This window comes from Nostoc sp. (assembly GCF_036917575.1).
GTDB lineage: Bacteria > Cyanobacteriota > Cyanobacteriia > Cyanobacteriales > Nostocaceae > Nostoc.
In genome coordinates, this window is sequence record NZ_JBALDC010000076.1 from 68,396 (window position 1) to 91,378 (window position 22,983).

Below are 22,983 nucleotides of genomic sequence, written 5' to 3' on the forward strand. Positions count from 1 at the left end.
AACATACAGAGAATTATTTGTCAGAACAATTTTGTCAAATATCAAGACTCATGTATTAATTGTGCGGCTACAATCACTGCTTGTCCTAAAGATAAGCCGCCGTCATTAGCTGGAACTAAGCTATGAGTGAGTACTTTTTTTCCCAATGTTTGTAATTGTTTGGTAACTTGCTCTAACAATATACAATTTTGAAATACTCCTCCTGTTAATGCTACTTGATAAATCAGATTTTCTTCACAAAGATGGTTAACCATTTGCACAATGGCATTCGCTAAACCTTGGTGAAATTTGGCAGCCATAACTGCTTGGGGAATCTGCTGCTGTAAGTCATAAAGTAAGGCTAGCCACATTGGGCGTGGGTCTATACAATAAATACTATCTAAAAAGCTAAAACTAAAAGGATATGTTAGCGTTTCTTTATTATTATTTAAGCTGCTAACATCTACTATAGCTTCCATTGCGATCGCAGCTTGTCCTTCATAGCTACATTCATCTCGACAAATACCGATAGCTGCTGCCACTGCATCGAACAATCGTCCCACTGAAGAAGCTGGAGGAGAGTTAATCCCTTTATTTATAAGTTGATTGAGTAGCTTAAGTGGTTTATTTTTCAAAAACTTAAATATTTCTAACTCAGCATACTTTTGTTCGCATTCATCCCAAAGATTAGCAGCTATTAATTGAGCATAAGTATTACGCCAAGGCTGATAAATTGCTTGTTTGCCACCAACCATCGCTACTGATTTAAATGTTGCTAATCGTTTAAAACTTCGGTAATCTGCTAAAAGAAATTCTCCACCCCAGAGTGTGCCATCATCGCCGTAACCTAAACCATCTAAAGCAATACCTAATATTGGAGATGAATCTAGAGGAATCCCATTTTCTGCCATACAAGCGGCGATATGGGCGTGATGATGTTGAATGGGATAAATTTTGATTTGATTTGTGTCCGCCAGCTCTTTACCAAGTTTGCTTGAGAGATATTCAGGATGTTTATCAATGGCGATTACTTCTGGATTATACTCAAATAAATTTAAGTATAAATTTAAATTTTCTTGGTAAGCGTTGAAAGTGGCAGCCTTTTCTAAATCTCCTAAATGTTGAGAGAGAATTGCTTCTCCTTCACGCAATAAGCAAAAGGTATTTTTTAACTCACTGCCCATTGCTAAAATTTGCGGTACTTTGTGAAATCCCAGTGGTAAACTAATTGATGCTGGTGCATATCCTCTAGCACGGCGAATTGTTTGAGCTTTATCACCGATAACACGCACAACCGAATCATCTACCCGATTAATAATCTCTCGATTGTGCAAGAGAAAATAATCAGCGATTGTCCCTAATTTTTCTCTTACTTCGTCATTATCAATACATTGTGGTTCATCAACCAAATTGCCACTTGTTAAAACAATTGGGCGATTCATCCGCCGCAAAATTAAATGATGCAAGGGCGTATAAGGTAGCATGAAACCAAGAGTATTTTGCCCTGGTGCTACTGACGATGCTAATTGTTTTTTATCTGAAGCCTGTAATAAAACAATTGGTGCAGCAGAACTTGTTAATAATTCTTTTTCTTTGGCGTTGACAATACAATATTGTTCAATTATCTCAATATCCCGCGCCATTAAAGCAAAGGGTTTATGATAGCGCTTTTTTCGCTGACGTAGTTTGTGTACAACAATTTCCTGTGTTGCATCGCAAGCTAGATGAATACCACCTAACCCTTTAATTGCCACAATCTCACCCTTTTGCAACAAGGTACAAACAGCATCCACATCATCCAACATCGAAAACATGGAAGCAGTAACCGATTTCCCATCAGCACGTTCTAACCAAGCTGCGGGGCCACAAACATGACAAGCTACAGGTTGGGCGTGAAAACGGCGGTTTTCGACATCGTGGTATTCCTTTCCACATTCTGAACACATCGCAAACGCAGACATACTGGTATTGCATCTGTCATAAGGAATTGCACGAATAATACTCAAGCGGGGGCCGCAATGAGTACAATTAGTAAAGGGGTAGCGATAAAAACGGCTAAAGGGGTCGAATATTTCTTGTTGACACTGTGGACAAGTGGCTGCATCAGGGGTTATTTCTGTTTTTATGGCATTATTGACACTAATAGAAATCACGAAATTATCAAATTTCAATTCACCTTCATAAGGAATTCTAGTTAGTTGATTAATTCTTGCCAACGGTGGACATTCTGTTTGCAATTTGCCAACAAATTTTGTAATTGCTTCCTCACTACCAGATACCCTAATTAATACACCTTGGCCATCATTACAAACATCTCCAGTCAAACCACAGGCTTTAGCAAGACGATATACAGTAGGGCGAAATCCTACTCCTTGAACAGTACCGCCAACTCTAATTTCTTCAGTCGCCATATAAATCTGACTTTCCAAAATTACGAATTATTAAACTGCCACAGCAATATTCGGTTATTTCCAGAATCAGCTATTACCGCCGTATCACCGCAAATTTTTATCCCGTAACACCAATTTAAGCTATCTCGTTTAGGTAGTCCAAAATTCCGATTTTCACCTTTACTTTGAAAATTTATTTGTCCTGCCAACCCATCTGCGATTACACCTTGCAGTGAGAAAATAGATTCTAGTTTTCTCCATCCTAACAAGCGAGAATTAGCAGTATCTGCAACCACCAACCAATCTCCAGCCACACCGACACCATAGGGCATACTCAAACTACTAGCACTAGGATAATAAACTCCTTGATTCATTTCCACAAAATCAAAGCTTTTTTGTCCTAAAACTACTGCACAAGGAGCATTATTTTCTGTTGGTATTCCCTGCCAAATCATCACCCGGTGATTACCTGCATCGCTGATAACCAAATCTTCTCCCCAAAGGGTGATATCATGACACCAACGCATACTCGCTGCGGTTGGAGAAGCACCGCCGTTTTCATTGCGAGATATCATATCTGGTTGTCCCAAAACTAAATCAGCAGGTTGACCATTTTCTGTTGGTAATTGATGCCAAATTAATACTCTGCGATTACCTGTATCAGCAATAAATAGCTGTCCTTGATGATAAAAAATACCATAAGGCCAATGCATTGTATTGGCAGATGCTTGTTGACTTCCTCGATTTGGTTTATTATCAATAAAATTAGCTTGTCCTAACACCAAATCTGCTGGAACATTATTCTCTTGTGGTAAATTTTTCCAAATCAAAACTCGATGATTCCAAGCATCTGCAACAGCTAACCCTTCACCACAAGCACAAATTCCAGTTGGTACGCTTAAGGTTGCGCTTCCCGGTGTACTTTTAGCATTTTGTCCTTCATAATAAAAGTCAGGTTGTCCAATTATCCAATCAGCAGGTTGACTATCTCTTGTGGGTAATTCTTTCCATCCTAATAATCGATGATGTCCTGTATCTGATACCCACAAAGGGCCGGTTTTTGATAACAAACAAGCACTACGAGGTCCAAACATTGTTGTGGGACTAGGTGCTACAGGTATCACTAATTGTTGTGGTTCAATAATATTACCTAAAATTACCTCTGCACCTTGAGGTGATAGAGGTAAATGTTGAGAAATTTCTATGGCTTCTAGCGGTAATTGTGATCTGGGATTAATTATGATTGGGATATCCATGAACCGCAGATAGACGCTGATAATTATTTAAAAACATAAATGTTAATCAGCGTGTAACAACAGTAACGATTTTTCATTATATTTTTTAAATTAAATGAAAAATTTTAAGATACTTCCCTATTAATCAATTTTGAAAAATTATATCTTACTTTCACTAGCTTTTATTATACAGGAATATTTGGCAGGAGTACGCGATGTGCTGAAAAAAGAAAGTCAAAGCTTATTTTGAGTAAGTCAAAGTTTGTTTTGCTTGCGGAAAACACTAAAATGAGTAAGTCAAAGCTTATTTTGAGTAAGTCAAAGTTAGTTTTACTTGCGGAAAACACCAAAATGAGTAAGTCAAAGTTCATTTTACTTTCTCAAAACTCTAAAAGGAACAATTAAATTACACAAATCAGAAAAAATTTTAAAATCTTGACAAAGCATTTAGATATTTTGCTTACACACAATGCGAAAGTGAATGTGCGAACTACTGATATGAAAAAGCAAAATAGCTGTGATTTCCTAATTACCAAGTATATTTGCTGAACTGTTACTTTCACATCATGATTGTTGCAGTTTCACAAAAACCTTATCGTCTTTAATTTTTACTGGATAAGACTGAAGTGAAACATCGGGTACTGTTAAGCATTCACCTGTCTCTAACTTGTACTGAAATCCGTGGGAAGGGCAGGTAATAATACCATTTTCAACTTTACCCCGATCTAAAGCAGATCCTAAATGAGCGCAAGCATTACGGTAACATCTTACTGTAATACCTTGACGATGTAAAATTAATGAACTACCAGCAACTTGTACTGCTAATACATTAAATTCAGGAACTTGCTCAATAGTAGCCACTTTGATCCAAGTAGAAGTTATTTTGGAAGAAAATGGACTGATTAAACCAGAAGTTGTATTGTTACCTGTAGGGTTATTGACCGCAACTACTCTGGTAATTTCGGGACAATGATTTTTGATTGCCTGTTCTACTCCCTGAGATAAAGTCAAAGTAGAAGCTAGACAATTGCTGCAAGTTCCTATTAATCTGACTTCTACCGTATCTGGAGGCTTAATTGCCACTAGTTCTACATCCCCATTATGGCTTTTTAAACCTGGGCGAACTTCTTCAAGGGCTGTTTGAATTCGCTGTGCTAATGGTGGTTTTGGTGGTTTTACTAGTTCGTGATAAAGTAGCACTGCGTATACTACTTCATCATTAACAGCATGGCGCAAAGCTGACATTGATTCTTGCTTGAGGCTTTTAATTAAATTAGTCAATGCTGCTTTGTGCAAAGCTTCAATTGCTGTTTTTAGACCAACTGCTACACATCGTTGGCTTTCATCCCACTCGGATATAATTGCCTCAAAGCGGTTAATTTCTCGAACTAATTCTTCAAGGTTTGTCATTGGTCATTGGGCATGGGGCATGGGGCATTGGTTGTTCATAAATGATTAAGGAAAAACTACTTCATTTTGAAATCCTTGAGGAGAAATGGCATAATCAAACCTGTGACTAAGCTAGATAATGTTATTGGTAAGTAGAAGGGAATGTCGAATTGTGCAGATAACACTAGTAGTAACGAACCTACAACAGTAGCAATAGCAGTTTTTTGGACAAAATAGATAGGGTTACGTAGTAACTTTCCTTTTAAAAACAACTTGGCAGAAAACCAGCCAATTTCTAACATATTTACTCCTAATAGATTCTCAATAAATTTATGATTACAAACCCTAAGAGAATAGCAGGAATTACACCAGCAGGCGCAAATAATGCCCCAAGCATTGCTGAAAACCGATAGCCGATATCTTTTCCAGCTAATAGCATTCCACCAATAGCACCGCCGATCATAGATAAGGCTGTTGCTATGACTATCCACACTAATCCTGTTACTATATTTAAGTCACCATTTGCTAAACTTGTGAAAAAATCTCTCAGAGAAGGGTTTGTTAAAATATCTCTCATGCTGTTTTTTTCCTGATAATTAGAAAAGCGAAGGCATAAAGGAGATGAGGGGGATGAAGGAGAATAGCCAATTTCCAATTCCCAATGCCCTATTCCCTACTGCCTACTGCCTACTGCCTATTTCTGCTTCAATATCTTGTAGGGCTTGAGCTACTATCTCTGCTTGTCCTGTTTGTTGATTTTGGGTAAATATTTCCAAAGCTTGTTGATAGTAAATACGTGCTTGTGAGAGATTTTTAGGATTTCCAAATTCTGGTTTTTCTGAATTGTCGGGTAAGTTGAATAAAGCGTTAGCTTTATTTGAAATTGTGTTAGCGTACTCTAGAGGTGTATCTTTGAGATTACGAACTTTTAACGCTTCGTCATAAGCTGCGATCGCTCTTAAGTTATTTTCCACAGGATGGGAACTCACTAAATATTGCAAAGCGTTACCTAAGTTGTTTTGCAACATTGCATATTCTCTAGGATGATCAATCAAATTAATATGCTTTAGTGCTACCTCAAATGATTGCACAGCTAACCCTTGACGCAAGTATTCCCGTTCTGATGCTAGGGGCATAGAAAGGTAAGCGATCGCAATATTGTTATATAAAATCGCGTATTCTTGGGGGTAATCTTCCCAAGTAAACACCCGCAAAGCTTCATGATAAGCCTGAATGCTGTCAGTTATCCGCGCCAAATTGAATGGCACTAGTGACTGCAACACCAGCCCAAAATTCATCTGTGTCTCTGCTACTTCCTCAGGCGTTGCTAATTGCTGTAAAATCGGTAACGCCTCTTCATAACCGACTTTCGCTTGCATCAACAGTTGGTAATCAGCATCCGGTATTGCCTGTAACGTCCCTGCCATCCCCACTTGCGCCCTGGCTTTTAGTAGGGGATATTCCTCACCACACATTTCATAGGCGCGGTAATATAAGCTAACCGCATTCCGCAAGTCTTGGGCTGTTTTGGGCTTTTTTTGAAAACCCTGTGCGATCTCAATCAGCATTTGGATTTTTTCCTCTGCTGAGGCTGACTCCGATGCAACAGCTGCAATTGCAGCCTTCACTGCTGAATCTGTAATGCTGGGGGTCATAACTCTGCCGTACTCTAGCCAATTGGGAATTGAGTCTGTCAACACCCATGAACGATCGAGACACGCGATCGCATCTCATCACGGGCCATACTGATTTACGCAGGCTTCGAGTCCTTTAGGCGGAATTCCCCTTTTTAGTCTGAGACTAGGATTAATGACTGGAGGTTAAGGAAGAGTTTTCCCAGTCCCCAATCTTTAAAATATAAAACACCCTATTTCTAAAATGCTAGGGGAAAATTGCTAATATTAATGTCAGCTTTAAACACCTAATATTTTTTAAATACTTTTTGTATCATCATCTTATACAATTGAAATATTTTTATTGAATTATTGACATACATAATATTTAGTGTACTTTAAATATTCACCACGGAATCGTCGAAGTGTAAAATACATTCATCAACTGTAAAATAAGCCCCCTTGAAAACAGACAGCATCTTCTATCGGATTTTTCAAAGTATCCCCAGCACTTTCTTTGAACTGATTAACCAACCACCCCAACTAGCTAGTGCTTATCAATTTTCTTCAGTCGAAGTCAAACAACTAGCCTTTAGAATCGATGGTGTCTTTCTTCCAAATGCAGCAGAACTGCCCATTTATTTTGCCGAAGTGCAATTTCAACCAGATAAAAAGTTATACTCACGTTTATTTACTGAAATCTTTAACTATCTTGACAAAACTGAATTAATCAACAATTGGCGTGGTGTTGTCATCTTCCCCAACCGCAGCGTTGATACTGGAGATACCGAAAGATATACAGAATTGCTTAACTCACAACGGGTAACTCGCGTCTATCTTGACGAATTAAGCTTAACTGAAGCATCATCAATCGGTATAGAGACAGTTAAACTGATCATCGAACCTGAATCAACCACGACAACAAAAGCTATCGAAATAGTCAACAGTGCCCGACAGCAAATTTTAGATGTTGCTACTATTAGAGAAATTATACAATTGATAGAGACGATATTAATTTACAAGTTGCCGCGATTGAGCCAGGAGGAGATTGGAAAAATGTTTGGATCAAATGACTTGAGGCAAACTAGATTTTACCAAGATGTTTTTGCAGAAGGTAGACAAGAAGGTAAACAAGAAGGTAGGCAAGAAGGTAGACAAGAAGGTAAGTTAGAAGCTATACCCCAGTTATTAGGGTTGGGTTTAAGTATTCAGCAGATAGCTCAAGCGTTAGGTTTGGACGAACAACTTGTTAGGCAAGCTGCACAACCGAAATCCTAAAACAGGAGGAGATCGGAAAAATGTTTGAATTAAATGACTTGAGGCAAACTAGATTTTACCAAGATGTTTTTGCAGAAGGCAAACAAAAAGGTAGACAAGAAGGTAAGTTAGAAACGATACCCCAGTTATTAGCACTGGGGTTGAGTATTCAGCAGATAGCTCAAGCGTTAGGTTTGGACGAACAACTTGTTAAACAAGCTGCACAACCGAAATCTTAAAACAACTGATATATAGCTGGCGGGGCATAAAATCTTGCGCCCCTATATTTTGCTATTTTTGGCTCAGATATTGCATGAAAATCTGACGGCTAAAAATACTCATCACCTCAAGTAGATTAACAATTGATAGTAATTGTTATTAATAAATTGAGAATTTTAACGTGATAAATTAAGTATATTGAGGTTATTAACATCAAGACTTAAAAACATTTGCATTTATCAAATGTGTCACATATATAACAGACATAGCTTTTAAAATAATCTTGAGGTAATTTAATTTTTTGTTAATGATTAATTCTTTTTTCATAAAAGTAAATTAGATAAAAAATATCTTACCATTGATAAATAAATATTGATAAACAGGTGAGACTTTACAAGCATTATCACCTAGCTCATGCATGGGAACAATACAAAAATATCTAGCCGATGACTAACGTATTATGGCTACAAGGTGGTGCTTGTTCAGGCAACACCATGTCATTCCTCAACGCTGAAGAACCGACAGTCTGCGATTTAATTGCTGATTTTGGCATCAAGGTACTTTGGCATCCATCCTTGGGATTGGAAATAGGCAAAAACTTGCAAACACTGCTGTGGGATTGCATTTCTGGCAAAATTCCTTTAGATATCTTGGTGTTTGAAGGCAGTGTTGTTAATGCCCCCAATGGCACTGGTGAATGGAATCGGTTTGCCGATCGCACCATGAAAGATTGGTTACTAGACCTGGCGAAAGTTGCTCATTTTATCGTAGCTGTAGGAGACTGTGCCACTTGGGGAGGAATTCCCGCCATGTCACCCAACCCCAGCGAATCGGAAGGTTTGCAATTTCTCAAACGTCAAGAAGGCGGTTTATTAGGCAAAGACTTCGTATCACTAACCGGATTACCTGTAATTAATATACCTGGATGTCCCGCCCATCCCGACTGGATTACGCAGATATTAGTTGCGATCGCTACTGGACGCATAGCAGACATTGCTTTGGATGAACTAAATCGTCCCCAAACCTTCTTCAACACATATACCCAAACAGGTTGTACCCGCAACGTCCACTTTGCTTACAAAGCCTCAACCGCCGAATTTGGTCAGCGTAAAGGCTGCCTATTCTATGACTTGGGTTGTCGCGGCCCCATGACTCATTCCTCTTGCAACCGCATCTTATGGAACCGCGTCTCATCCAAAACTCGCGCCGGAATGCCTTGTTTAGGTTGCACAGAACCAGAATTTCCCTTCTTTGACCTCAAACCAGGAACTGTATTCAAAACCCAAACAGTAATGGGAGTTCCCAAAGAATTACCGCCAGGAGTGAACAAAAAAGAATACGCTTTACTCACAATGGTCGCCAAAGATGCAGCACCATCTTGGGCAGAAGAAGACTTTTTTACAGTTTAGTCATTAGTCATTAGTATTTTGTCATTTGTGAAAAACCAATGACAAATGACCAATGATAAATGACCAGTGACAAATGACAAAGGACAAATAACAAATGACAATTCAATCATTAGACATATCGCCTGTTGGTAGAGTTGAGGGCGATTTAGATGTTCGAGTTGATATTGAACATGGACGTGTAGTCAACGCCTGGACACACGCTGAACTATTTCGCGGATTTGAAGTTATCTTACGCGGTAAAGACCCCCAAGCCGGATTAATTGTCACACCTCGCATTTGCGGTATTTGCGGCGGTTCTCATCTAACTTGTGCATCTTGGGCATTAGATACAGCTTGGGAAACAGAAGTTCCTCGCAATGCAATTTTAGCCAGAAATCTCGGTCAAATTGTCGAGACAATTCAAAGTATCCCCCGCTATTTTTATGGATTGTTTGCCGTTGATTTAACCAATAAAAAATACCGCAATAGTCGCTATTATGAGGAAGCTACCAGACGTTTTGCTGCTTTCACAGGCAAATCTTACGAATTAGGCATCACAATTTCCGCTAAACCCGTAGAAATTTATGCACTATTGGGCGGACAATGGCCCCATTCTAGCTACATGGTTCCCGGTGGCGTGATGTGCGCCCCTACTTTAACAGACATCACCCGCGCTTGGGCAATTCTAGAATATTTCCGCACCAATTGGTTAGAACCAGTGTGGTTAGGTTGTTCTTTAGAACGCTATGAACAAATCGAGACTTATGACGACTTTAGAGACTGGTTAGATGAAAGCCGAAATCATCGAGATTCCGACTTAGGTTTTTATTGGCGGATGGGTTTAGATATCGGTCTAGATAGATATGGCGCTGGTGTTGGTAAATATGTCACTTGGGGATATTTAGCCCATGAAGATAAATACCAAAAGCCGACTATCGAAGGACGAAATGCGGCGATGATTATGAAAAGTGGAGTGTACGACAGCTTCACACACACTCACACCTTAATGGATCAGTCATTTACCCGCGAGAATACAACTCACTCCTGGTACGATGAAGGGACAGAAGATATTCATCCTAGCGATCGCACCACTAAACCCACTGCAATCAATACAAAAGACTTAGATAACGCCTACTCTTGGTCGAGTGCCGTCCTGCACAAAGACTTCGGACGTTTGGAAACTGGCCCCTTAGCGCGTCAATTAGTCGCAGGTGGCAAACATGGCGAATCTTGGCAGCACTATGACCCCTTTATCCTCGATGTCTTCAAACGAATGGGTGGTGCTAGTATTCATGTGCGTCAGCTAGCACGAGTTCACGAACTTGTCAAGTTATATCGTCAAGCTGAACACTGTTTACGCGAATTCAAGTTAAACGACCCCTGGTATATCAAACCCACTGAAAAAGATGGTCGTGGTTGGGGTGCAACGGAAGCAGCGCGGGGTTCCTTATCTCATTGGGTAGAAGTGGAGGGCGGTAAGATTAAGAATTACCAAGTTATTGCGCCTGGTACTTGGAATATCGGCCCTCGTGACGGTGATGGAATGCGCGGGCCCATTGAAGAAGCTTTAATTGGCACACCTATTTACGATTCTAGCGACCCGGTGGAAGTTGGTCATGTGGCGCGATCGTTTGATTCTTGTTTGGTGTGTACAGTCCACGCCCATGATGCGAAGACGGGTGAAGAGTTGGCGCGTTTTCGGACTGCTTAAGTTTAAACGCAAAGTGGCGCGAAGGTAAGCGCAGAGGTACGCAAAGAATTTTCTATCGTACCTCTATCTTACTTTTAGATAGTAGTATTTACTTGATAGTTGTTAACTCTTCTTCCAAATCATCAACTAAATTCGATTGTCCTTTTTTGTCTATTTCTTGCTTAATGATTCTTTTGGAAATTTCTCGACTTACAACTTTTGCTCTTTCAGATAAAAACTGCTCATAATCATCATTCCAAATACCAAAAGTATCTAAATTTTCTATTAAATGAGTTTTCATACTAGTCCCTAAGTCATGATTTCTTGCTTGAAATTCAGCCATGTACTTTGAAGGCGCATTTGCCTTAATTTCTCTTTTGTTCAAAAAGTCGTCTACTATGGTGATGTTTAGAATATGGTTGATGTACCAATCTAAGTAATCCTGTTTTTTTAAATGCGCTTTTGGGAAAAAGTGATGATAATTTTTGCTATTTGCTTGTTTTAGCCAATAGTTACTGATAGCTTTCAATCCTATTTTTATAAGCTTGAATTTTGTCATGATAGTTCTGAGGATATGCTGCTAAAAGCAAAAAACTCCCTTTGAGTAAATTGAGAATACTGATCAAACTTTTTTCATCTTTACCCGCAATATCAGTAATGACGATTTGCTCAGAGTCTTGAGCTTCTAAATCGATGAATATTTGTGAAAAATTATCTTTTCTTCCGTCTTCTCTGGTTAAAATAACGCCTTGCAGACTAGCAAATAAGCTAGTTAATCGCTGCTGTCCATCTAAAACGTAATCAACAAACTCACCTGGCTTTGGTTCTGGTAAATCTAACTTACCAATGTTTTTCACTGAGCGAAGACGTTCATTAGTGCGCCAAAAAATGAATGTGCCAATGGGATAACCTTTAATAATGCTGTCAATAAGAGCAGCAGATTTATGGATTGTCCAAACAAATTCTCTTTGAAATTGGGGAATTTTAATTTGACCATTTTCAATTTCTCCTACCAAAGTTGAAAATGTTTTTGTTTGAGGTTCTGGTAGTTTCAAATCGCACTCCTAGATAAATTTTTTATTTTGGCCGCTTCATCATAGCCTTTGCAATCAACTATGTCAGCAAAGTAAAGAAAAAAATTAGTATCTAATTGTTTGATCAGTTAAAGCAAGTGTTGACGAAAAGCGATCGCCCATATTGCCGATGAAACAAATGAATTGTGGTTCTCAGTTGCCAGTATTTGAGAAATAGGGATAAAAGTTGCGATTGGAAAGTTACCACTAATAGATCCCCTAGACAGTTATATTTCTAGTGGGATGACGGTGTTGGCAATGCGCTCGCTAGAGATTACAGCTGCTCATGCTTTACAAGCGGCTGCATTGCCTTTGCATCACCGAGATCCTTTTGAGAGAATGTTGATTGCACAGGCTCAGATAGAAGATATGACGCTTGTGAGTGCTGATTCAATGTTTAATCAGTACGACATTTCCCTACTTTGAGCAGCCAAATCGTAAGACCTCACCATCTTAAAACTTATTAGACAAAAATGCGTAGGCGTAGCCCGTTGGAGACATTGCACCATCAACTATTTTAACCAGGGAGTGAGCAGTGAGGAAAATGAGGGAGAAATAACCTATTTCCAATGCCCTATTCCCAATGCCTCATATTCAAAACTCGTAGCGTAACACACTAAAACTTATAGAAATAGTGGGTTAGGCTTGCGTTAATGCATTTGCATAAAACAGCAATTTACACGGTAAGCTTGTGTCTGATTTAGCGCTACATAATTATCTCCCTCGCGTTCCCGATGCAGCATTGCAAGAATACATAGAATGGTGTGTTATAGAGCAGGCTCAAGCCGCAGAATGTAACTTTACTCCTGATAGAAGTAAGTTAGATAATTTGCCACCAGCAGACTACGTTCCGAAACTTGTCGAGCAGTTCATGAAAGTTAAACCAGACCCAATTAAAGCAGGTTTGGTAGCAGCGATCGCTGGTAAGGAAGCTGACAAACACGCTTTATCTGGTTTAGCGATCGCAGCAGATTTTGTGTCTCTTTATATCAAGTACTTAATTCCTAAAGAGGGAAGTACTAAAGAACAGGCTGAAGAGATATTAACTAAAGTATCGCAAGATCAGTATGATAAACTTACTGAAATTGCCAAGCAACATGGTGTACAGTTCTAGATTCATGCTGAGAATTTAGTTTTTCAGAGGCTTTGTCTATATTATTAGTCAGAGCCTCTGTTTTAGTCACTACTGATTGCCTAATTTAGAAACTTTACTTAGCGTTGATTATTGAATTGCGATCGCTCCATCTTTTAATCGCGCCTTAACTGAATTTGCAACTGCTTAAACAATTAAATCTCATCTCATGCTAACTATTATCGGTTGTGGCAATCTCAATCGCAGTGATGATGCAGTAGGCGTAATCATTGCCCAACGCTTACAGAAATATCTAGCTGAAAACCCTCATCCTCATGTGCGAGTATATGACTGTGGCACCGCAGGGATGGAAGTAATGTTTCAAGCTAGAGGTAGTAAAGAATTAGTAATTATTGATGCAAGTTCAACAGGTTCAGAACCGGGTACTGTATTTAAAGTTCCAGGAAAAGAACTAGAAGCTTTGCCAGAACCTAGTTATAATTTGCACGATTTTCGTTGGGATAATGCTTTAGCCGCCGGACGGAAAATCTTTCAAAATGACTTTCCTGATGAGGTGACAGTTTATTTAATTGAGGCGGCAAATCTTAGTTTGGGACTGGAGCTAAGTCCTGCTATCAAACATTCTGCTGATTTGGTTTTTGAAGAGGTAGCTGCACTTATCAACCAGAATAACGAGTAAAAACTTCTAGATCCCGACTCTTTTCTTAAGCCCAATCTCGATAAACAGAAAGTTCATCTACCCTCATTTCAAAAGGTATACCTTGAATTTCTGGCGGACAAACACGGATTTTGGCACTGCTGATAATTCCATACAGTAATGTTCCCATTGGCACGATTTGTTGCAAAATACGCCAATTAGTAACTGTATCGGGACATTCAATTACCAATGTTAGAGCATTGGCATGGGTTGTGACATACCACCGACAATTAGATAGAAGATTTTGAATCATGCGATCGCACGCATCATAAAAATATCTGCTAATAGAATCCTCTAGTTGTTGCCGCAGTATAATATCCGCAGATGTCGGTTGTATAGGATGTGAATCATCACTATTTAAATAATACATCTTTCTAGCCATCTCTCTTTAGTTTCCTGTTTATATTCCAATCACCATTCCATAAAGTACATCTTTATTTGTTTCTAATAATTCTTGGGTTTCGTCATCATAATACGCACCAATACCACTACACTGAATTCCCAAATAATTACTAGTCAAATAAAGTCTCTGTCCAAGAAAACCAGCTATTTGCATAGCAGTTTGATAATTTAAATAATCTGACACAAAAAATAAAGTTACAGCGCCATCTCTAGCAATAGCCTGATTAATACATAAGTAACCTGTCTTTTCACTGAAATTACCCGTTTTAACCAGATGTGTACCTCTATATAACCCAGGTATCATTCCTTCGACTCGATGCACCACTGAGTAAATTTCTATTTCCTCATAATTTTCTGTCGGTATTGGCTGCTGAAGGTGTTGCACTACATATAAATAATCTTCTTGAGAAATAGACTCTTTCCGGAAACGTCTAATAGAACGTCTATCCCAAACAGTTTGGTAAAATTTATCCCGCTCCAAATCAAATTGAGGATACTCTAATTTCTGCTGGCGACTCTTTTGTAAAGCAGTTGCTTGATATGCATCTTCAAGAAATTGATTGGATTCAAAATAATCAGTACCACAGACAAAAGGAACTTTTAGCCTTAAATGTCTGATTTTCTTGTCTTGTATTTCTCCTGACACCGCACAAGCAGTGATAAACTCTTTGTTTTCAAATCCCAAATCTGAATTGAGCGCAAGTTTATCAAAGTCAAAAACTAGTTGTATATCTTTTTTATGGAGATAAGCTGAAGCCGCGATAGCACCTAAATGATGTCCGCTATCTAAGAAGCAATATCTTATGCTCCTGTTTTGATATTTCCAGCTAGACCTATAATAAACACAACTAATTAAAAAGATGAATCCGTTGATACTTTTACCCGGTATAATATAACTCTCTAACCCATCATCAATTAATTCATAGATGAGAGTTAGACAATTATTCTCAACTTCTAGATGGTATATTCCATTTACTATTCCCTCAATACCACGAACCTGTACGTAAACTTCTGTAGGATACAGAGCGCCTGCTGATGGATTCACTCGTAGTTTTAATGGGCCATCTTTATATACTTTTTCTAGGGTTATCGCACTGGTTAATGAGATAAAAGCATGAACAGGATTATTGAGATTTAATTTCACTCTTCGATAAAACTTGGGATAAACTTTAAATGAAGATGGCTGTGTTGAAGCATCTACATAATTTGGATCAAGTTGTACCGATAAGTAAGAATGCTTGGTAGCGTCATGATAGGCTTTGCCCGATATCTGACTTGATGGCATTTTTAATTATCCTTAAGACTTCTACGTTACTAGCAAAATCTATCGCTTTATAATCGTCTAAGTTTTTTAAATATAAATTAGGACGATGTTGTAAAAGTAACTTGACGACTTCTGTCTTTCCGGCTGATGCTGCATACATTAAAACAGTTGCGCCATTATCATTTTGGTTATTAATATTAATGTTGGCAGACAAAAGTAAGTTAATTAAATCGTAGTGATTACCAAAACAAGCGAACCACAGAGCATTGTTGCAATCGCTATTCCGAGCATTGATATCCGCACCTGCATCAATTAGTTCTTGAACAACTGTATAAACTCTTTCTCTTGTCGCTTTCATCAACGCTGTGTCGCCATTTTCACCCGGCTGATTTAAATCACTAGGATTATAGCCTTTTGCTATTAGCCATTGGGTTGTTACTTCACTCAAATTTTGACTATTGGTTCGATTCATCAGTGTTCCTTAGTTAACTTTATTTCTGGTAATTTACTAATATAAATTTGCTTGACAAATATAATGGTGAGCAATGCCCACCATTATTTAAAAAATGTTATCTAAATTATTTAAACTTACATATATGCTATCAATATTATAAATTTAAATTATAAATCATTTATAAAGATAGCCCGATATTTATCTTCAAAAAGCTTGAAAAATAATAAATAAGCAGTAATGATTACAGTTTTATTTGATAATACAGATTAGTAGCAGATATGTCATTAAGGTGAATTTAAATCCCCGATTTGTTCAAGAAGTCGGAAATCTAAGCAATAAGTGTGTATATTTTTAAATTTACTGGCAATGATAAGAATATAAAATATTGTCTACATCTTCAATAGTAAGATTTTGTTTATCAGCTAAAGTTTTCAATCTGTAAGTAATATCTTTAAGCTGGGATAAATTAAATGAAAGTCCTAATTCATTAGCTCGATGATTAACTGCTTGTTTTCCAGCCAATTTATGATTGATTAAAATTGAGCGGGTTACACCAAAACTCCGGGGATTAATAGCTTCATAAGTCTCCGAGTTATTAAGCATAGCCTTAGTATGAATGCCAGCTTTATGACTAAAAGCATTCTCTCCAAAAACACAGTGGTTAAAAGGAATAGAAATTCCAACTTTTCTCGCAACTAATTCATGCAAGTAACCGAGTCGCTCTAAGCGATATTTAGACTTAATCTGCTCTGGATTTGTAGCATATAATCTAGCGATGAATCCAGCTAACGAAGTAATACCATTACGTTCACCAATACCCAGAACACAAGTGTCAATATGAGTTGCTCCTGCTTCCAGTGCTGTATAACTGTTAGCATTTGCACATTCTGTATCATTATGACCGTGAAACTCAATATCTAAATTGGTGAACTGACGCAAAGTCTTCACTAATTCAAATACTTGCATCGGCGTAATAATTCCTACTGTATCAGCAATTCCGATGCGTTTTACAACTCCTAACTTTTCAATTTCTGAGTAAATTGTGATTAAATCATCTGTGGAAGTGCGTGATGAATCCTCAGCAGAAAATCGTAACTCAATATCAGGAGCTTGCTGATGAATAAAAGTTAAAACTTCAGATGCTAAATCAATAATTTGATTAATATTTTTACCATGACTGAACTTACGCATCAAAGAAGAACTACCGATGGTTAAATTAATCCCAGCGACGCCTGTCGCTAAGGCAACTTTAGCATCTTCTAAGTGGCAGCGAATGTGAGTTAATATTTTGGATGGCAAGCCTAAGTGAGCCAATCGTTCACAGTCTTGTCTAGATTGAGGTGAAGCAATTGGTGACGTTAACTCTATATATTCCACTCCAAATGCAGCAAGGGCCTCAGCAATTTCGACTTTATCATCTGAAGAAAAATTGGCTTTGACAAATTGTTCGCCTTCACGGAGAGTGCTTTCTACAATTGCAAATTTAGATAGCGACATTGACAGTCCCTTTGTGCTAATTGTTACTAATTATGTTTATTTATTAGTTTTAATATCATTATATTTGCATAATTGAGAAATAATTGCTTTAGCAGATTCTTGAGGACTGACTATAGTATCAATTATAAGAGAGCGATCGCTCGTATCCATCGCCTCTAAAATCTGTTTTGTCGAAACCGAATCATAGTTCTGACTCTCTTCGACAAATATTTTTAGTTTTTCCCGTAATTCAACACCTGTAACAACTTGTTGACTTATAAGTTCTAAGATTTGTTGTTCTTCTTTAGAAGTAAAATAAGTAGAAGCCTCTGGTACGCCCAAACTAGCAAAATTGGTCGGTAAATCTGGGATAATTTGCATATAATCGTATAACTCTTGATTAGCAATTCGGTCAAAAGAATCATGACGTTTTAGAAGCCTTTCTAAACGCACTGTATTTGGTGCAGTCAACATTACAAATTTAGCATTTTTTAAAGCATTAGCTGCATAGCGAATCTCATTTTCACCACGCAAACTATCGAAAATTAACATAGAATTTACTTGTTGTGGATTGACGTGTAGCGAAGCTAAAATGTGACCCATTCCACCAGGGAAGTATTCTCGATAAAGGCGAGTATAAGTTAGGCGATTAATCCGGCAATGGGGTTGCATAAGTTTCTCTTGCATTTTTAACATCGGCGCAATTATTATGCGTTCGGTTAAAACACGACGATTAGGTAAAAGTGTGAAATTCAAGCCTTCTTCAGCTAAAGCTTTTGTAATTGTGCTTTTTCCCACGCCAGTCATACCCACTATGATTAATAAAGGAAAACTTGTGATTGGCAACCAGCCTTTAGGGACAGGAAATCCTACGCCTATACCTAAACTTAAGTTTTCAAAATATAGATTTTGTCTTGTTGTATTAACTTGATACTGCACAATATAAACCTCTTTTTAGCCAAGTTATTATAAGTACGAAAATACCCTATGGCATCAGTGTTTATACATAAATAGTTAGTTCTATTAAATTGATAATAATATCCATCAAAATTATTTCTTAAAATTGTTTTATCCTACTTTTTACAGGGAATAATCACGCATTTTTGTAATGTTATCAAGTAGAGCTATCACCGTTAAGTAAATCAGATAATTTCAAAATTATTAAGATATCTTAAAGAAAGCCAGTTTTAAAAACAGAAGTTACTAAAGTATAAATAGTTAAAATCTGCAAAGTAAAAAAATGGAAATTAGCGCTCGTAATTCTTTTAAGGGTACTGTCAAAAAAGTATTACATGGTTCAATTAATACTGAGGTAATTTTAGAACTAGCGCCAGGAGTAGAGCTAGTGTCAATCATTACAAAATCCTCAGCAGAAAAACTGGGACTTTCAGAAGGAAAACAAGCTTATGCTGTGATTAAATCATCAGATGTAATAGTTGCTATTGATTAAAAAATAGAGTTGGCTTCCTTTGCAAGCCACTCTATTTTTCATATCAAAAATTATCTTTAAGTTTTTAATAATTGAAAGTTAAATAAAAATCTAGTTTTACTTTTATTATTTTTGCTATTTTTAAGAATAATTAGTTAATCTTGTTATCTATAATACAAATAAAAAGAGCTAAAGTAATTTTTAAACATTAGATAAAAGCTGTATTATAAATATTGATAATCAATAATGAAAAGTATTATTTTAAAATGATTTAGTTTACTAGTATCAATTTAAACTTCTTCAATATTTTTTAATTTTGACTTTTAGAAAAGATGACAACTACTCACTCTTTCGGCTTTAATAATTTTAATTAACATTCAGTTATATTAAAGCAGATAAAAGTTTTAATTTTAAATTTCTAATTTAAAAGGAAGAAGGAAGTATATTTTCATCCTTCATCCTTCATCTTTTATTTAGTTGCAAAAGGCAGCAACCAAAGTAAGATTTTAGACCAAATATGCTTCTTGATGTGTTTTAATTGTGCAATTAGAACGAGGATAAGTTACACAAAGTAAAGCATATCCTTTTGAAACTTGCTCGTCATCTAAAAAGTTTTGATCGTCTTGATTAACTTCACCTTCGACAACCTTGCCAACACAGCTAGAGCAAGAGCCTGCATGACAAGAAAAGGGCAACTCAATACCATTCTCTTCTGCTGCTTCTAAGATGGTGGTTTCTTCGTCAACTTCAATTATGGTGTCGATGTCTTCTTTTTTGTTGATTAATCTAACTTGATAGGAAGCCATTTACCGATTCTCCTCAAACGTTATACAGTTGGTGTAATATCCGAAGTTTTTGAACAACCTATCCTACTTTTTGCTTCCCTTCTACTTATGGAAATGCTACGCTTAGTCGGCTTCTCTATAGGAGTAAGGATGCAACGCGAACTAGAAGCTACCTCAAGCATCTATAAAAAACTGCGCGGAGTGCGTCTATGCAAAGGCTCTACAATTGACTTGGCGCTAACGGAATGATGTTATTTGCAAGATACACCAGTAGACTTACCGTCGCCTCCTTTGAGGGACTTTCCACAACCACCGCATTTATCAGTTGCATTGGGGTTGCTGAACTTAAAACCGCTTTCCATCACTCCCTCAACGAAGTCAACTACAATTCCTTCTAATAACGACGCACTTTTGGCATCGATGTAAACCAGGACTTTGCCTTGCTGGCTTACCAAATCATCTGGTTGGGGCTTGCTGGTGATATCCATTGCATATTCATGGCCATTGCAACCACCATTTTTTACTGAAATGCGGATACCTTTAGTTGCGCCATTAGCGTTGGGTGCGGAACCTTGGAGCAATGCCTCCAGATGAAATTCTGCTTTTTCTGATAAAGTAACGGTCATCAGGTCTCCTGATTTGTAGCGATTAGTTGTTCTGATTTCAGATGTGGGTTGTCCTTTGTCAGTTGTTATTTACTAATGACCAATAACCAATGACTAATGACTATTTTGTGCAATACCTGTAGCTTCCATCGAATTGGATTGAGCGTGTCTCCAAGGGGCATTATTACCGCATACTGGACAAGAGCGATCGCGGTGAGAACGGCGTTTAGCAAATTCCATCCGATTCAAGTCGATTGTCAGCAATTGCGACAATAGAGGCTGACTAAACCCAGTGATCAGCTTGATAGCTTCCAAAGCTGTTAGACAAGCTAGTGTCCCAGAAACAGCGCCTAAAACTGAAAAGCCGCGCTGATCCCAATCAGGCTTTTCTGGGAACAGACAGGACAAACAAGGAGTCACACCAGGAATAATCGTTGTTAGGTAAGCCTCCATCCCATTCATTGCGGCTTCTACCATTGGCTTACGCGATCGCACACAGGCTTCATTTAACAAATTGCGCTCTGTAAAATTGTGGGCGCAATCAAGAGCCATATCAGCAGATTGCACTAACGAATCTACATTTTCCGGGGTGATGTAGTCATGAACAGCTTCCACTTGGACATCAGGATTAATCGCATCCAGAGTTTCTTTAGCTTTGAATACCCTTGGCTTACCTACCCAATCATCGCTCATGAGAACCTGACGATTCATATCATCTTGTCGCAAGTCACCACCCCGAACTAAGATTAGCCGCCCAACGCCTGCTACTGCTAGGTAAAGCGCCGCCGTACCACCTAATCCCCCCACACCCGTAACCAGAACTGTCGCTGACTTCAGGCGCTTCTGTGCTGTTTCGCCAAAATTTGGAAGCATCATTTGGCGACGATAGCGTTCTAATTCGGTAGGCGTCAGGTTAACCAATTTATACCTCCTAATCAGAAGTGATTTCTGTCAGTGTGACTACATTTTTCGGCTTGTCGTTAAACACTTTGAACAGCTTTTGTTCGTGGGGTGTTGATTCGATAAATACCTGATAAGCTTTTTGCAAAGCCAAAGAATATTGATTTAATTTCTCTTCTTGACTCAAGTCAGGAGAATTATCATCAATTTCCTGGATGTATTGAGAAAACTTCTTCAGAATATGTAGACGATTTACATTCACAACTTCCAAATCGTAGGACATATTAAAGAATTGAAAAAATTCTTCCGCATCTACGAGTTTCTTGAACTCATCAATATTTCCACTCATTTAGCATTCTCCAATTGTTTTAGATGTTGCTTAAGTTCATCTAACTGGCGATAGATTTCATAAGTTGCAGCTGCAACATCCATAAGTTGTGTGTAATCTGTTGGCAGACCTTCAGCTAAATCATGCAGATCCATTTTCATTTGACCTGCTTTGCTGTTGAGGCGTTTGATTTGCCCTTGTAATTCCTCAATTGTCATTTGTCCTTCGTCTTTTGTCCTCTCTTACAAAGTTCTGATTGGAGGAAACCTCCGCTCAACGCCAGTGACGCTCCTGCGTCGCTACCGCTGACGCTCGATGACTCGCTAACGCTTCGCTATCGCTAACGCCCAAGTCGGGAAACCCTTCCTGTGCGAATGGCTCGACTTTGCGCTTTGTGATTAGTCATTTATCTTTTACTAATGACCAATTAAATTTTGCCAACTTCAGGAAAGCGCTTCGCCAAATCAAGACCTTTTTTGACGTAGTTTTCTCCCTCTTCTGCCAATTTATCAAGCGAGTCGAAGCCAAAGCGATGAGCATCTCGTAAGGTTTTTACAGCTAGTAAAAGACGACCAGAAAAAACTAGCGCCCAGCCAAATCCTTCATGGCTCAAATCAATTACAACTTGGGATATCAAACCTGTTTCTTCTTCAATCCCAGCCGCGACAGCTCGAAAAAATGCCATAATCCGTGCTTGAGTTATCGGATCGACTTCGCCTTCAATAGAAATTTCCCGTTTTTTCTGTTTGGTGACAAGAAAGGGTTTAAGAATCAATTCATCCGACCAATTACGATAAACTCCATAACTGTCTTGACCACGGATTTGTTTGATTAATACCTTCAGAAAAGGTGAGTTCAAGACTTCAGTTGTAGCGGTTCCGTTAACACTATTATTTGCGGTCATACTGTTGCCTCATCTTCAACTTCATCGGCAAAATTTGTGGGTTTTTGCTGTAAAGCTTTACGCAACCAAGGTGGAGGATTCCCTTTGAGGGTTTTCACTAGCTTATTTAGTACTTCGGTAATTTCTTCTTCTTCCGATCGCGCCTTCACTGGGGTGACACCTTTCTTGATTAAACGAGCGGCAGCGCTACCACCAATTGCTGTTACGTAAACAATCGTACAGTCGCCTATTGACTCAAGTTTTGGGGTGATTTTGTCTTCATTCCCATCTTCTTTGAGTTCGCCTTCAAAATTAAGGGTTTCTACGAAGTGATATCCCTCATCAGAAATTTCGTAAACATCAATCATTTTTGCCCATCCGAAGTGAGCATTAATATGAACTCGGTCACTTGTCGTGAAGGCTATTTTCATCGT

At 38.2% G+C, this 22,983-nt stretch carries 28 protein-coding genes; 8 read left to right on the top strand and 20 right to left on the bottom strand.

Going from position 1 to position 22,983, the window contains the following annotated elements; translation table 11 throughout:
• Positions 1-41 precede the first annotated feature (41 nt).
• The 6 genes from hypF to V7K79_RS23115 all read right to left on the bottom strand — a co-directional run bounded on the left by hypF (position 42) and on the right by V7K79_RS23115 (position 6,648).
• Positions 42-2,390: a carbamoyltransferase HypF gene (gene hypF / locus V7K79_RS23090; RefSeq protein ID WP_335050782.1), complete on the bottom strand. Its 2,349-nt coding sequence runs from the start codon at positions 2,388-2,390 to the stop codon at positions 42-44.
• A gap of 20 nt (positions 2,391-2,410) precedes the next feature.
• On the bottom strand, positions 2,411-3,625 hold the full coding sequence (locus V7K79_RS23095; RefSeq protein ID WP_335050784.1) for a hypothetical protein: 1,215 nt from the start codon (positions 3,623-3,625) through the stop codon (positions 2,411-2,413).
• A 543-nt stretch (positions 3,626-4,168) separates the two neighbouring features.
• The gene (locus tag V7K79_RS23100) at positions 4,169-5,014 is read right to left on the bottom strand and encodes a NifU family protein (RefSeq protein ID WP_335050786.1); all 846 of its coding nucleotides are present in this window, start codon (positions 5,012-5,014) and stop codon (positions 4,169-4,171) included.
• 56 nt (positions 5,015-5,070) lie between these two features.
• Complete coding sequence (locus V7K79_RS23105; RefSeq protein WP_335050788.1) at positions 5,071-5,295, bottom strand: hypothetical protein; 225 nt, start codon at positions 5,293-5,295, stop codon at positions 5,071-5,073.
• A gap of 8 nt (positions 5,296-5,303) precedes the next feature.
• The gene (locus tag V7K79_RS23110; protein WP_335050790.1) at positions 5,304-5,570 is read right to left on the bottom strand and encodes a hypothetical protein; all 267 of its coding nucleotides are present in this window, start codon (positions 5,568-5,570) and stop codon (positions 5,304-5,306) included.
• A gap of 103 nt (positions 5,571-5,673) precedes the next feature.
• Positions 5,674-6,648 (bottom strand): hypothetical protein, encoded by a 975-nt coding sequence (locus V7K79_RS23115; RefSeq protein ID WP_335050903.1) that lies wholly within the window; start codon positions 6,646-6,648, stop codon positions 5,674-5,676.
• Positions 6,649-7,068: 420 nt separating this feature from the next.
• Here V7K79_RS23115 and V7K79_RS23120 point away from each other — a divergent pair, with 420 nt between their 5' ends.
• The 4 genes from V7K79_RS23120 (at position 7,069) to V7K79_RS23135 (ending at position 11,181) form a co-directional block, all read left to right on the top strand.
• The gene (locus V7K79_RS23120; RefSeq protein WP_335050792.1) at positions 7,069-7,884 is read left to right on the top strand and encodes an Rpn family recombination-promoting nuclease/putative transposase; all 816 of its coding nucleotides are present in this window, start codon (positions 7,069-7,071) and stop codon (positions 7,882-7,884) included.
• Positions 7,885-7,904: 20 nt separating this feature from the next.
• On the top strand, positions 7,905-8,102 hold the full coding sequence (locus V7K79_RS23125) for a hypothetical protein (protein ID WP_335050794.1): 198 nt from the start codon (positions 7,905-7,907) through the stop codon (positions 8,100-8,102).
• Positions 8,103-8,528: 426 nt separating this feature from the next.
• A complete protein-coding gene (locus V7K79_RS23130) occupies positions 8,529-9,491 on the top strand; it encodes a hydrogenase small subunit (protein WP_335050796.1) in 963 nt (320 codons plus the stop codon).
• A gap of 94 nt (positions 9,492-9,585) precedes the next feature.
• Complete coding sequence (locus V7K79_RS23135; RefSeq protein WP_335050798.1) at positions 9,586-11,181, top strand: nickel-dependent hydrogenase large subunit; 1,596 nt, start codon at positions 9,586-9,588, stop codon at positions 11,179-11,181.
• A gap of 88 nt (positions 11,182-11,269) precedes the next feature.
• Here the strand turns inward: V7K79_RS23135 and V7K79_RS23140 are convergent, their stop codons facing one another.
• Together V7K79_RS23140 and V7K79_RS23145 are read right to left on the bottom strand one after the other, a co-directional pair.
• Positions 11,270-11,719, bottom strand: coding sequence for a hypothetical protein (locus V7K79_RS23140; protein ID WP_335050800.1), 450 nt, complete (start codon positions 11,717-11,719; stop codon positions 11,270-11,272).
• Positions 11,673-12,215: a DUF262 domain-containing protein gene (locus tag V7K79_RS23145; protein ID WP_335050802.1), complete on the bottom strand. Its 543-nt coding sequence runs from the start codon at positions 12,213-12,215 to the stop codon at positions 11,673-11,675. The genes V7K79_RS23140 and V7K79_RS23145 overlap by 47 nt, the downstream gene beginning before the upstream one ends.
• A gap of 276 nt (positions 12,216-12,491) precedes the next feature.
• Between V7K79_RS23145 and V7K79_RS23150 the strand changes: the two genes are divergently transcribed.
• From V7K79_RS23150 to V7K79_RS23160, 3 genes are all read left to right on the top strand, one after another.
• Positions 12,492-12,659, top strand: a complete 168-nt coding sequence (locus V7K79_RS23150; RefSeq protein WP_335050904.1) for a PIN domain-containing protein — start codon at positions 12,492-12,494, stop codon at positions 12,657-12,659.
• A gap of 265 nt (positions 12,660-12,924) precedes the next feature.
• Positions 12,925-13,347: a hypothetical protein gene (locus V7K79_RS23155; protein WP_335050803.1), complete on the top strand. Its 423-nt coding sequence runs from the start codon at positions 12,925-12,927 to the stop codon at positions 13,345-13,347.
• A gap of 187 nt (positions 13,348-13,534) precedes the next feature.
• Entirely contained in the window at positions 13,535-14,005 is a 471-nt protein-coding gene (locus V7K79_RS23160) for a hydrogenase maturation protease (protein ID WP_335050809.1), read from the top strand.
• 25 nt (positions 14,006-14,030) lie between these two features.
• Here V7K79_RS23160 and V7K79_RS23165 read toward each other — a convergent pair whose 3' ends face one another.
• The 5 genes from V7K79_RS23165 to V7K79_RS23185 all read right to left on the bottom strand — a co-directional run bounded on the left by V7K79_RS23165 (position 14,031) and on the right by V7K79_RS23185 (position 18,558).
• Positions 14,031-14,405 carry a hypothetical protein gene (locus V7K79_RS23165; protein ID WP_335050811.1) on the bottom strand — a complete coding sequence of 125 codons (375 nt, stop codon included), beginning with the start codon at positions 14,403-14,405 and terminating at the stop codon, positions 14,031-14,033.
• An 18-nt stretch (positions 14,406-14,423) separates the two neighbouring features.
• Positions 14,424-15,710, bottom strand: coding sequence for a nitroreductase family protein (locus V7K79_RS23170; protein ID WP_335050813.1), 1,287 nt, complete (start codon positions 15,708-15,710; stop codon positions 14,424-14,426).
• Positions 15,673-16,161, bottom strand: coding sequence for an ankyrin repeat domain-containing protein (locus V7K79_RS23175; protein WP_335050815.1), 489 nt, complete (start codon positions 16,159-16,161; stop codon positions 15,673-15,675). Before V7K79_RS23175 ends, V7K79_RS23170 begins: the two co-directional genes overlap by 38 nt.
• Before the next feature lie 339 nt (positions 16,162-16,500).
• Complete coding sequence (lysS, locus tag V7K79_RS23180) at positions 16,501-17,640, bottom strand: homocitrate synthase (RefSeq protein ID WP_335050817.1); 1,140 nt, start codon at positions 17,638-17,640, stop codon at positions 16,501-16,503.
• 36 nt (positions 17,641-17,676) lie between these two features.
• Entirely contained in the window at positions 17,677-18,558 is an 882-nt protein-coding gene (locus V7K79_RS23185; protein WP_335050819.1) for an AAA family ATPase, read from the bottom strand.
• A 301-nt stretch (positions 18,559-18,859) separates the two neighbouring features.
• On the opposite strand from V7K79_RS23185, the gene V7K79_RS23190 reads away from it, so the two are divergent.
• Complete coding sequence (locus tag V7K79_RS23190) at positions 18,860-19,069, top strand: TOBE domain-containing protein (protein ID WP_335050821.1); 210 nt, start codon at positions 18,860-18,862, stop codon at positions 19,067-19,069.
• 485 nt (positions 19,070-19,554) lie between these two features.
• Here the strand turns inward: V7K79_RS23190 and V7K79_RS23195 are convergent, their stop codons facing one another.
• The 7 genes from V7K79_RS23195 to nifX all read right to left on the bottom strand — a co-directional run bounded on the left by V7K79_RS23195 (position 19,555) and on the right by nifX (position 22,980).
• Positions 19,555-19,854 (bottom strand): 2Fe-2S iron-sulfur cluster-binding protein, encoded by a 300-nt coding sequence (locus V7K79_RS23195; protein ID WP_335050823.1) that lies wholly within the window; start codon positions 19,852-19,854, stop codon positions 19,555-19,557.
• Positions 19,855-20,084: 230 nt separating this feature from the next.
• Positions 20,085-20,459, bottom strand: coding sequence for an iron-sulfur cluster assembly accessory protein (locus V7K79_RS23200; protein WP_335050825.1), 375 nt, complete (start codon positions 20,457-20,459; stop codon positions 20,085-20,087).
• A gap of 93 nt (positions 20,460-20,552) precedes the next feature.
• A complete protein-coding gene (locus V7K79_RS23205) occupies positions 20,553-21,359 on the bottom strand; it encodes a HesA/MoeB/ThiF family protein (protein ID WP_335050827.1) in 807 nt (268 codons plus the stop codon).
• 10 nt (positions 21,360-21,369) lie between these two features.
• Positions 21,370-21,687 (bottom strand): nitrogenase-stabilizing/protective protein NifW, encoded by a 318-nt coding sequence (nifW, locus tag V7K79_RS23210; protein ID WP_335050829.1) that lies wholly within the window; start codon positions 21,685-21,687, stop codon positions 21,370-21,372.
• Positions 21,684-21,884, bottom strand: coding sequence for a CCE_0567 family metalloprotein (locus tag V7K79_RS23215; RefSeq protein ID WP_335050831.1), 201 nt, complete (start codon positions 21,882-21,884; stop codon positions 21,684-21,686). Before V7K79_RS23215 ends, nifW begins: the two co-directional genes overlap by 4 nt.
• A 209-nt stretch (positions 21,885-22,093) precedes the next feature.
• Entirely contained in the window at positions 22,094-22,570 is a 477-nt protein-coding gene (locus tag V7K79_RS23220; RefSeq protein ID WP_335050833.1) for a NifX-associated nitrogen fixation protein, read from the bottom strand.
• Complete coding sequence (gene nifX / locus V7K79_RS23225; RefSeq protein ID WP_335050835.1) at positions 22,567-22,980, bottom strand: nitrogen fixation protein NifX; 414 nt, start codon at positions 22,978-22,980, stop codon at positions 22,567-22,569. Before nifX ends, V7K79_RS23220 begins: the two co-directional genes overlap by 4 nt.
• Positions 22,981-22,983: the final 3 nt, after the last annotated feature.

Excerpts from the sequence above, each read along its gene's own strand:
- hypF (WP_335050782.1), bottom strand. The coding sequence starts at position 2,390 with ATGGCGACTGAAGAAATTAGAGTTGGCGGTACTGTTCAAGGAGTAGGA.
- V7K79_RS23095 (WP_335050784.1), bottom strand. The coding sequence starts at position 3,625 with ATGGATATCCCAATCATAATTAATCCCAGATCACAATTACCGCTAGAA.
- V7K79_RS23100 (WP_335050786.1), bottom strand. The coding sequence starts at position 5,014 with ATGACAAACCTTGAAGAATTAGTTCGAGAAATTAACCGCTTTGAGGCA.
- V7K79_RS23105 (WP_335050788.1), bottom strand. The coding sequence starts at position 5,295 with ATGTTAGAAATTGGCTGGTTTTCTGCCAAGTTGTTTTTAAAAGGAAAG.
- V7K79_RS23110 (WP_335050790.1), bottom strand. The coding sequence starts at position 5,570 with ATGAGAGATATTTTAACAAACCCTTCTCTGAGAGATTTTTTCACAAGT.
- V7K79_RS23115 (WP_335050903.1), bottom strand. The coding sequence starts at position 6,648 with ATGACCCCCAGCATTACAGATTCAGCAGTGAAGGCTGCAATTGCAGCT.
- V7K79_RS23125 (WP_335050794.1), top strand. The coding sequence starts at position 7,905 with ATGTTTGAATTAAATGACTTGAGGCAAACTAGATTTTACCAAGATGTT.
- V7K79_RS23130 (WP_335050796.1), top strand. The coding sequence starts at position 8,529 with ATGACTAACGTATTATGGCTACAAGGTGGTGCTTGTTCAGGCAACACC.
- V7K79_RS23135 (WP_335050798.1), top strand. The coding sequence starts at position 9,586 with ATGACAATTCAATCATTAGACATATCGCCTGTTGGTAGAGTTGAGGGC.
- V7K79_RS23140 (WP_335050800.1), bottom strand. The coding sequence starts at position 11,719 with ATGACAAAATTCAAGCTTATAAAAATAGGATTGAAAGCTATCAGTAAC.
- V7K79_RS23150 (WP_335050904.1), top strand. The coding sequence starts at position 12,492 with ATGCGCTCGCTAGAGATTACAGCTGCTCATGCTTTACAAGCGGCTGCA.
- V7K79_RS23160 (WP_335050809.1), top strand. The coding sequence starts at position 13,535 with ATGCTAACTATTATCGGTTGTGGCAATCTCAATCGCAGTGATGATGCA.
- V7K79_RS23165 (WP_335050811.1), bottom strand. The coding sequence starts at position 14,405 with ATGGCTAGAAAGATGTATTATTTAAATAGTGATGATTCACATCCTATA.
- V7K79_RS23170 (WP_335050813.1), bottom strand. The coding sequence starts at position 15,710 with ATGCCATCAAGTCAGATATCGGGCAAAGCCTATCATGACGCTACCAAG.
- V7K79_RS23175 (WP_335050815.1), bottom strand. The coding sequence starts at position 16,161 with ATGAATCGAACCAATAGTCAAAATTTGAGTGAAGTAACAACCCAATGG.
- lysS (WP_335050817.1), bottom strand. The coding sequence starts at position 17,640 with ATGTCGCTATCTAAATTTGCAATTGTAGAAAGCACTCTCCGTGAAGGC.
- V7K79_RS23190 (WP_335050821.1), top strand. The coding sequence starts at position 18,860 with ATGGAAATTAGCGCTCGTAATTCTTTTAAGGGTACTGTCAAAAAAGTA.
- V7K79_RS23195 (WP_335050823.1), bottom strand. The coding sequence starts at position 19,854 with ATGGCTTCCTATCAAGTTAGATTAATCAACAAAAAAGAAGACATCGAC.
- V7K79_RS23200 (WP_335050825.1), bottom strand. The coding sequence starts at position 20,459 with ATGACCGTTACTTTATCAGAAAAAGCAGAATTTCATCTGGAGGCATTG.
- nifW (WP_335050829.1), bottom strand. The coding sequence starts at position 21,687 with ATGAGTGGAAATATTGATGAGTTCAAGAAACTCGTAGATGCGGAAGAA.
- V7K79_RS23215 (WP_335050831.1), bottom strand. The coding sequence starts at position 21,884 with ATGACAATTGAGGAATTACAAGGGCAAATCAAACGCCTCAACAGCAAA.
- V7K79_RS23220 (WP_335050833.1), bottom strand. The coding sequence starts at position 22,570 with ATGACCGCAAATAATAGTGTTAACGGAACCGCTACAACTGAAGTCTTG.
- nifX (WP_335050835.1), bottom strand. The coding sequence starts at position 22,980 with ATGAAAATAGCCTTCACGACAAGTGACCGAGTTCATATTAATGCTCAC.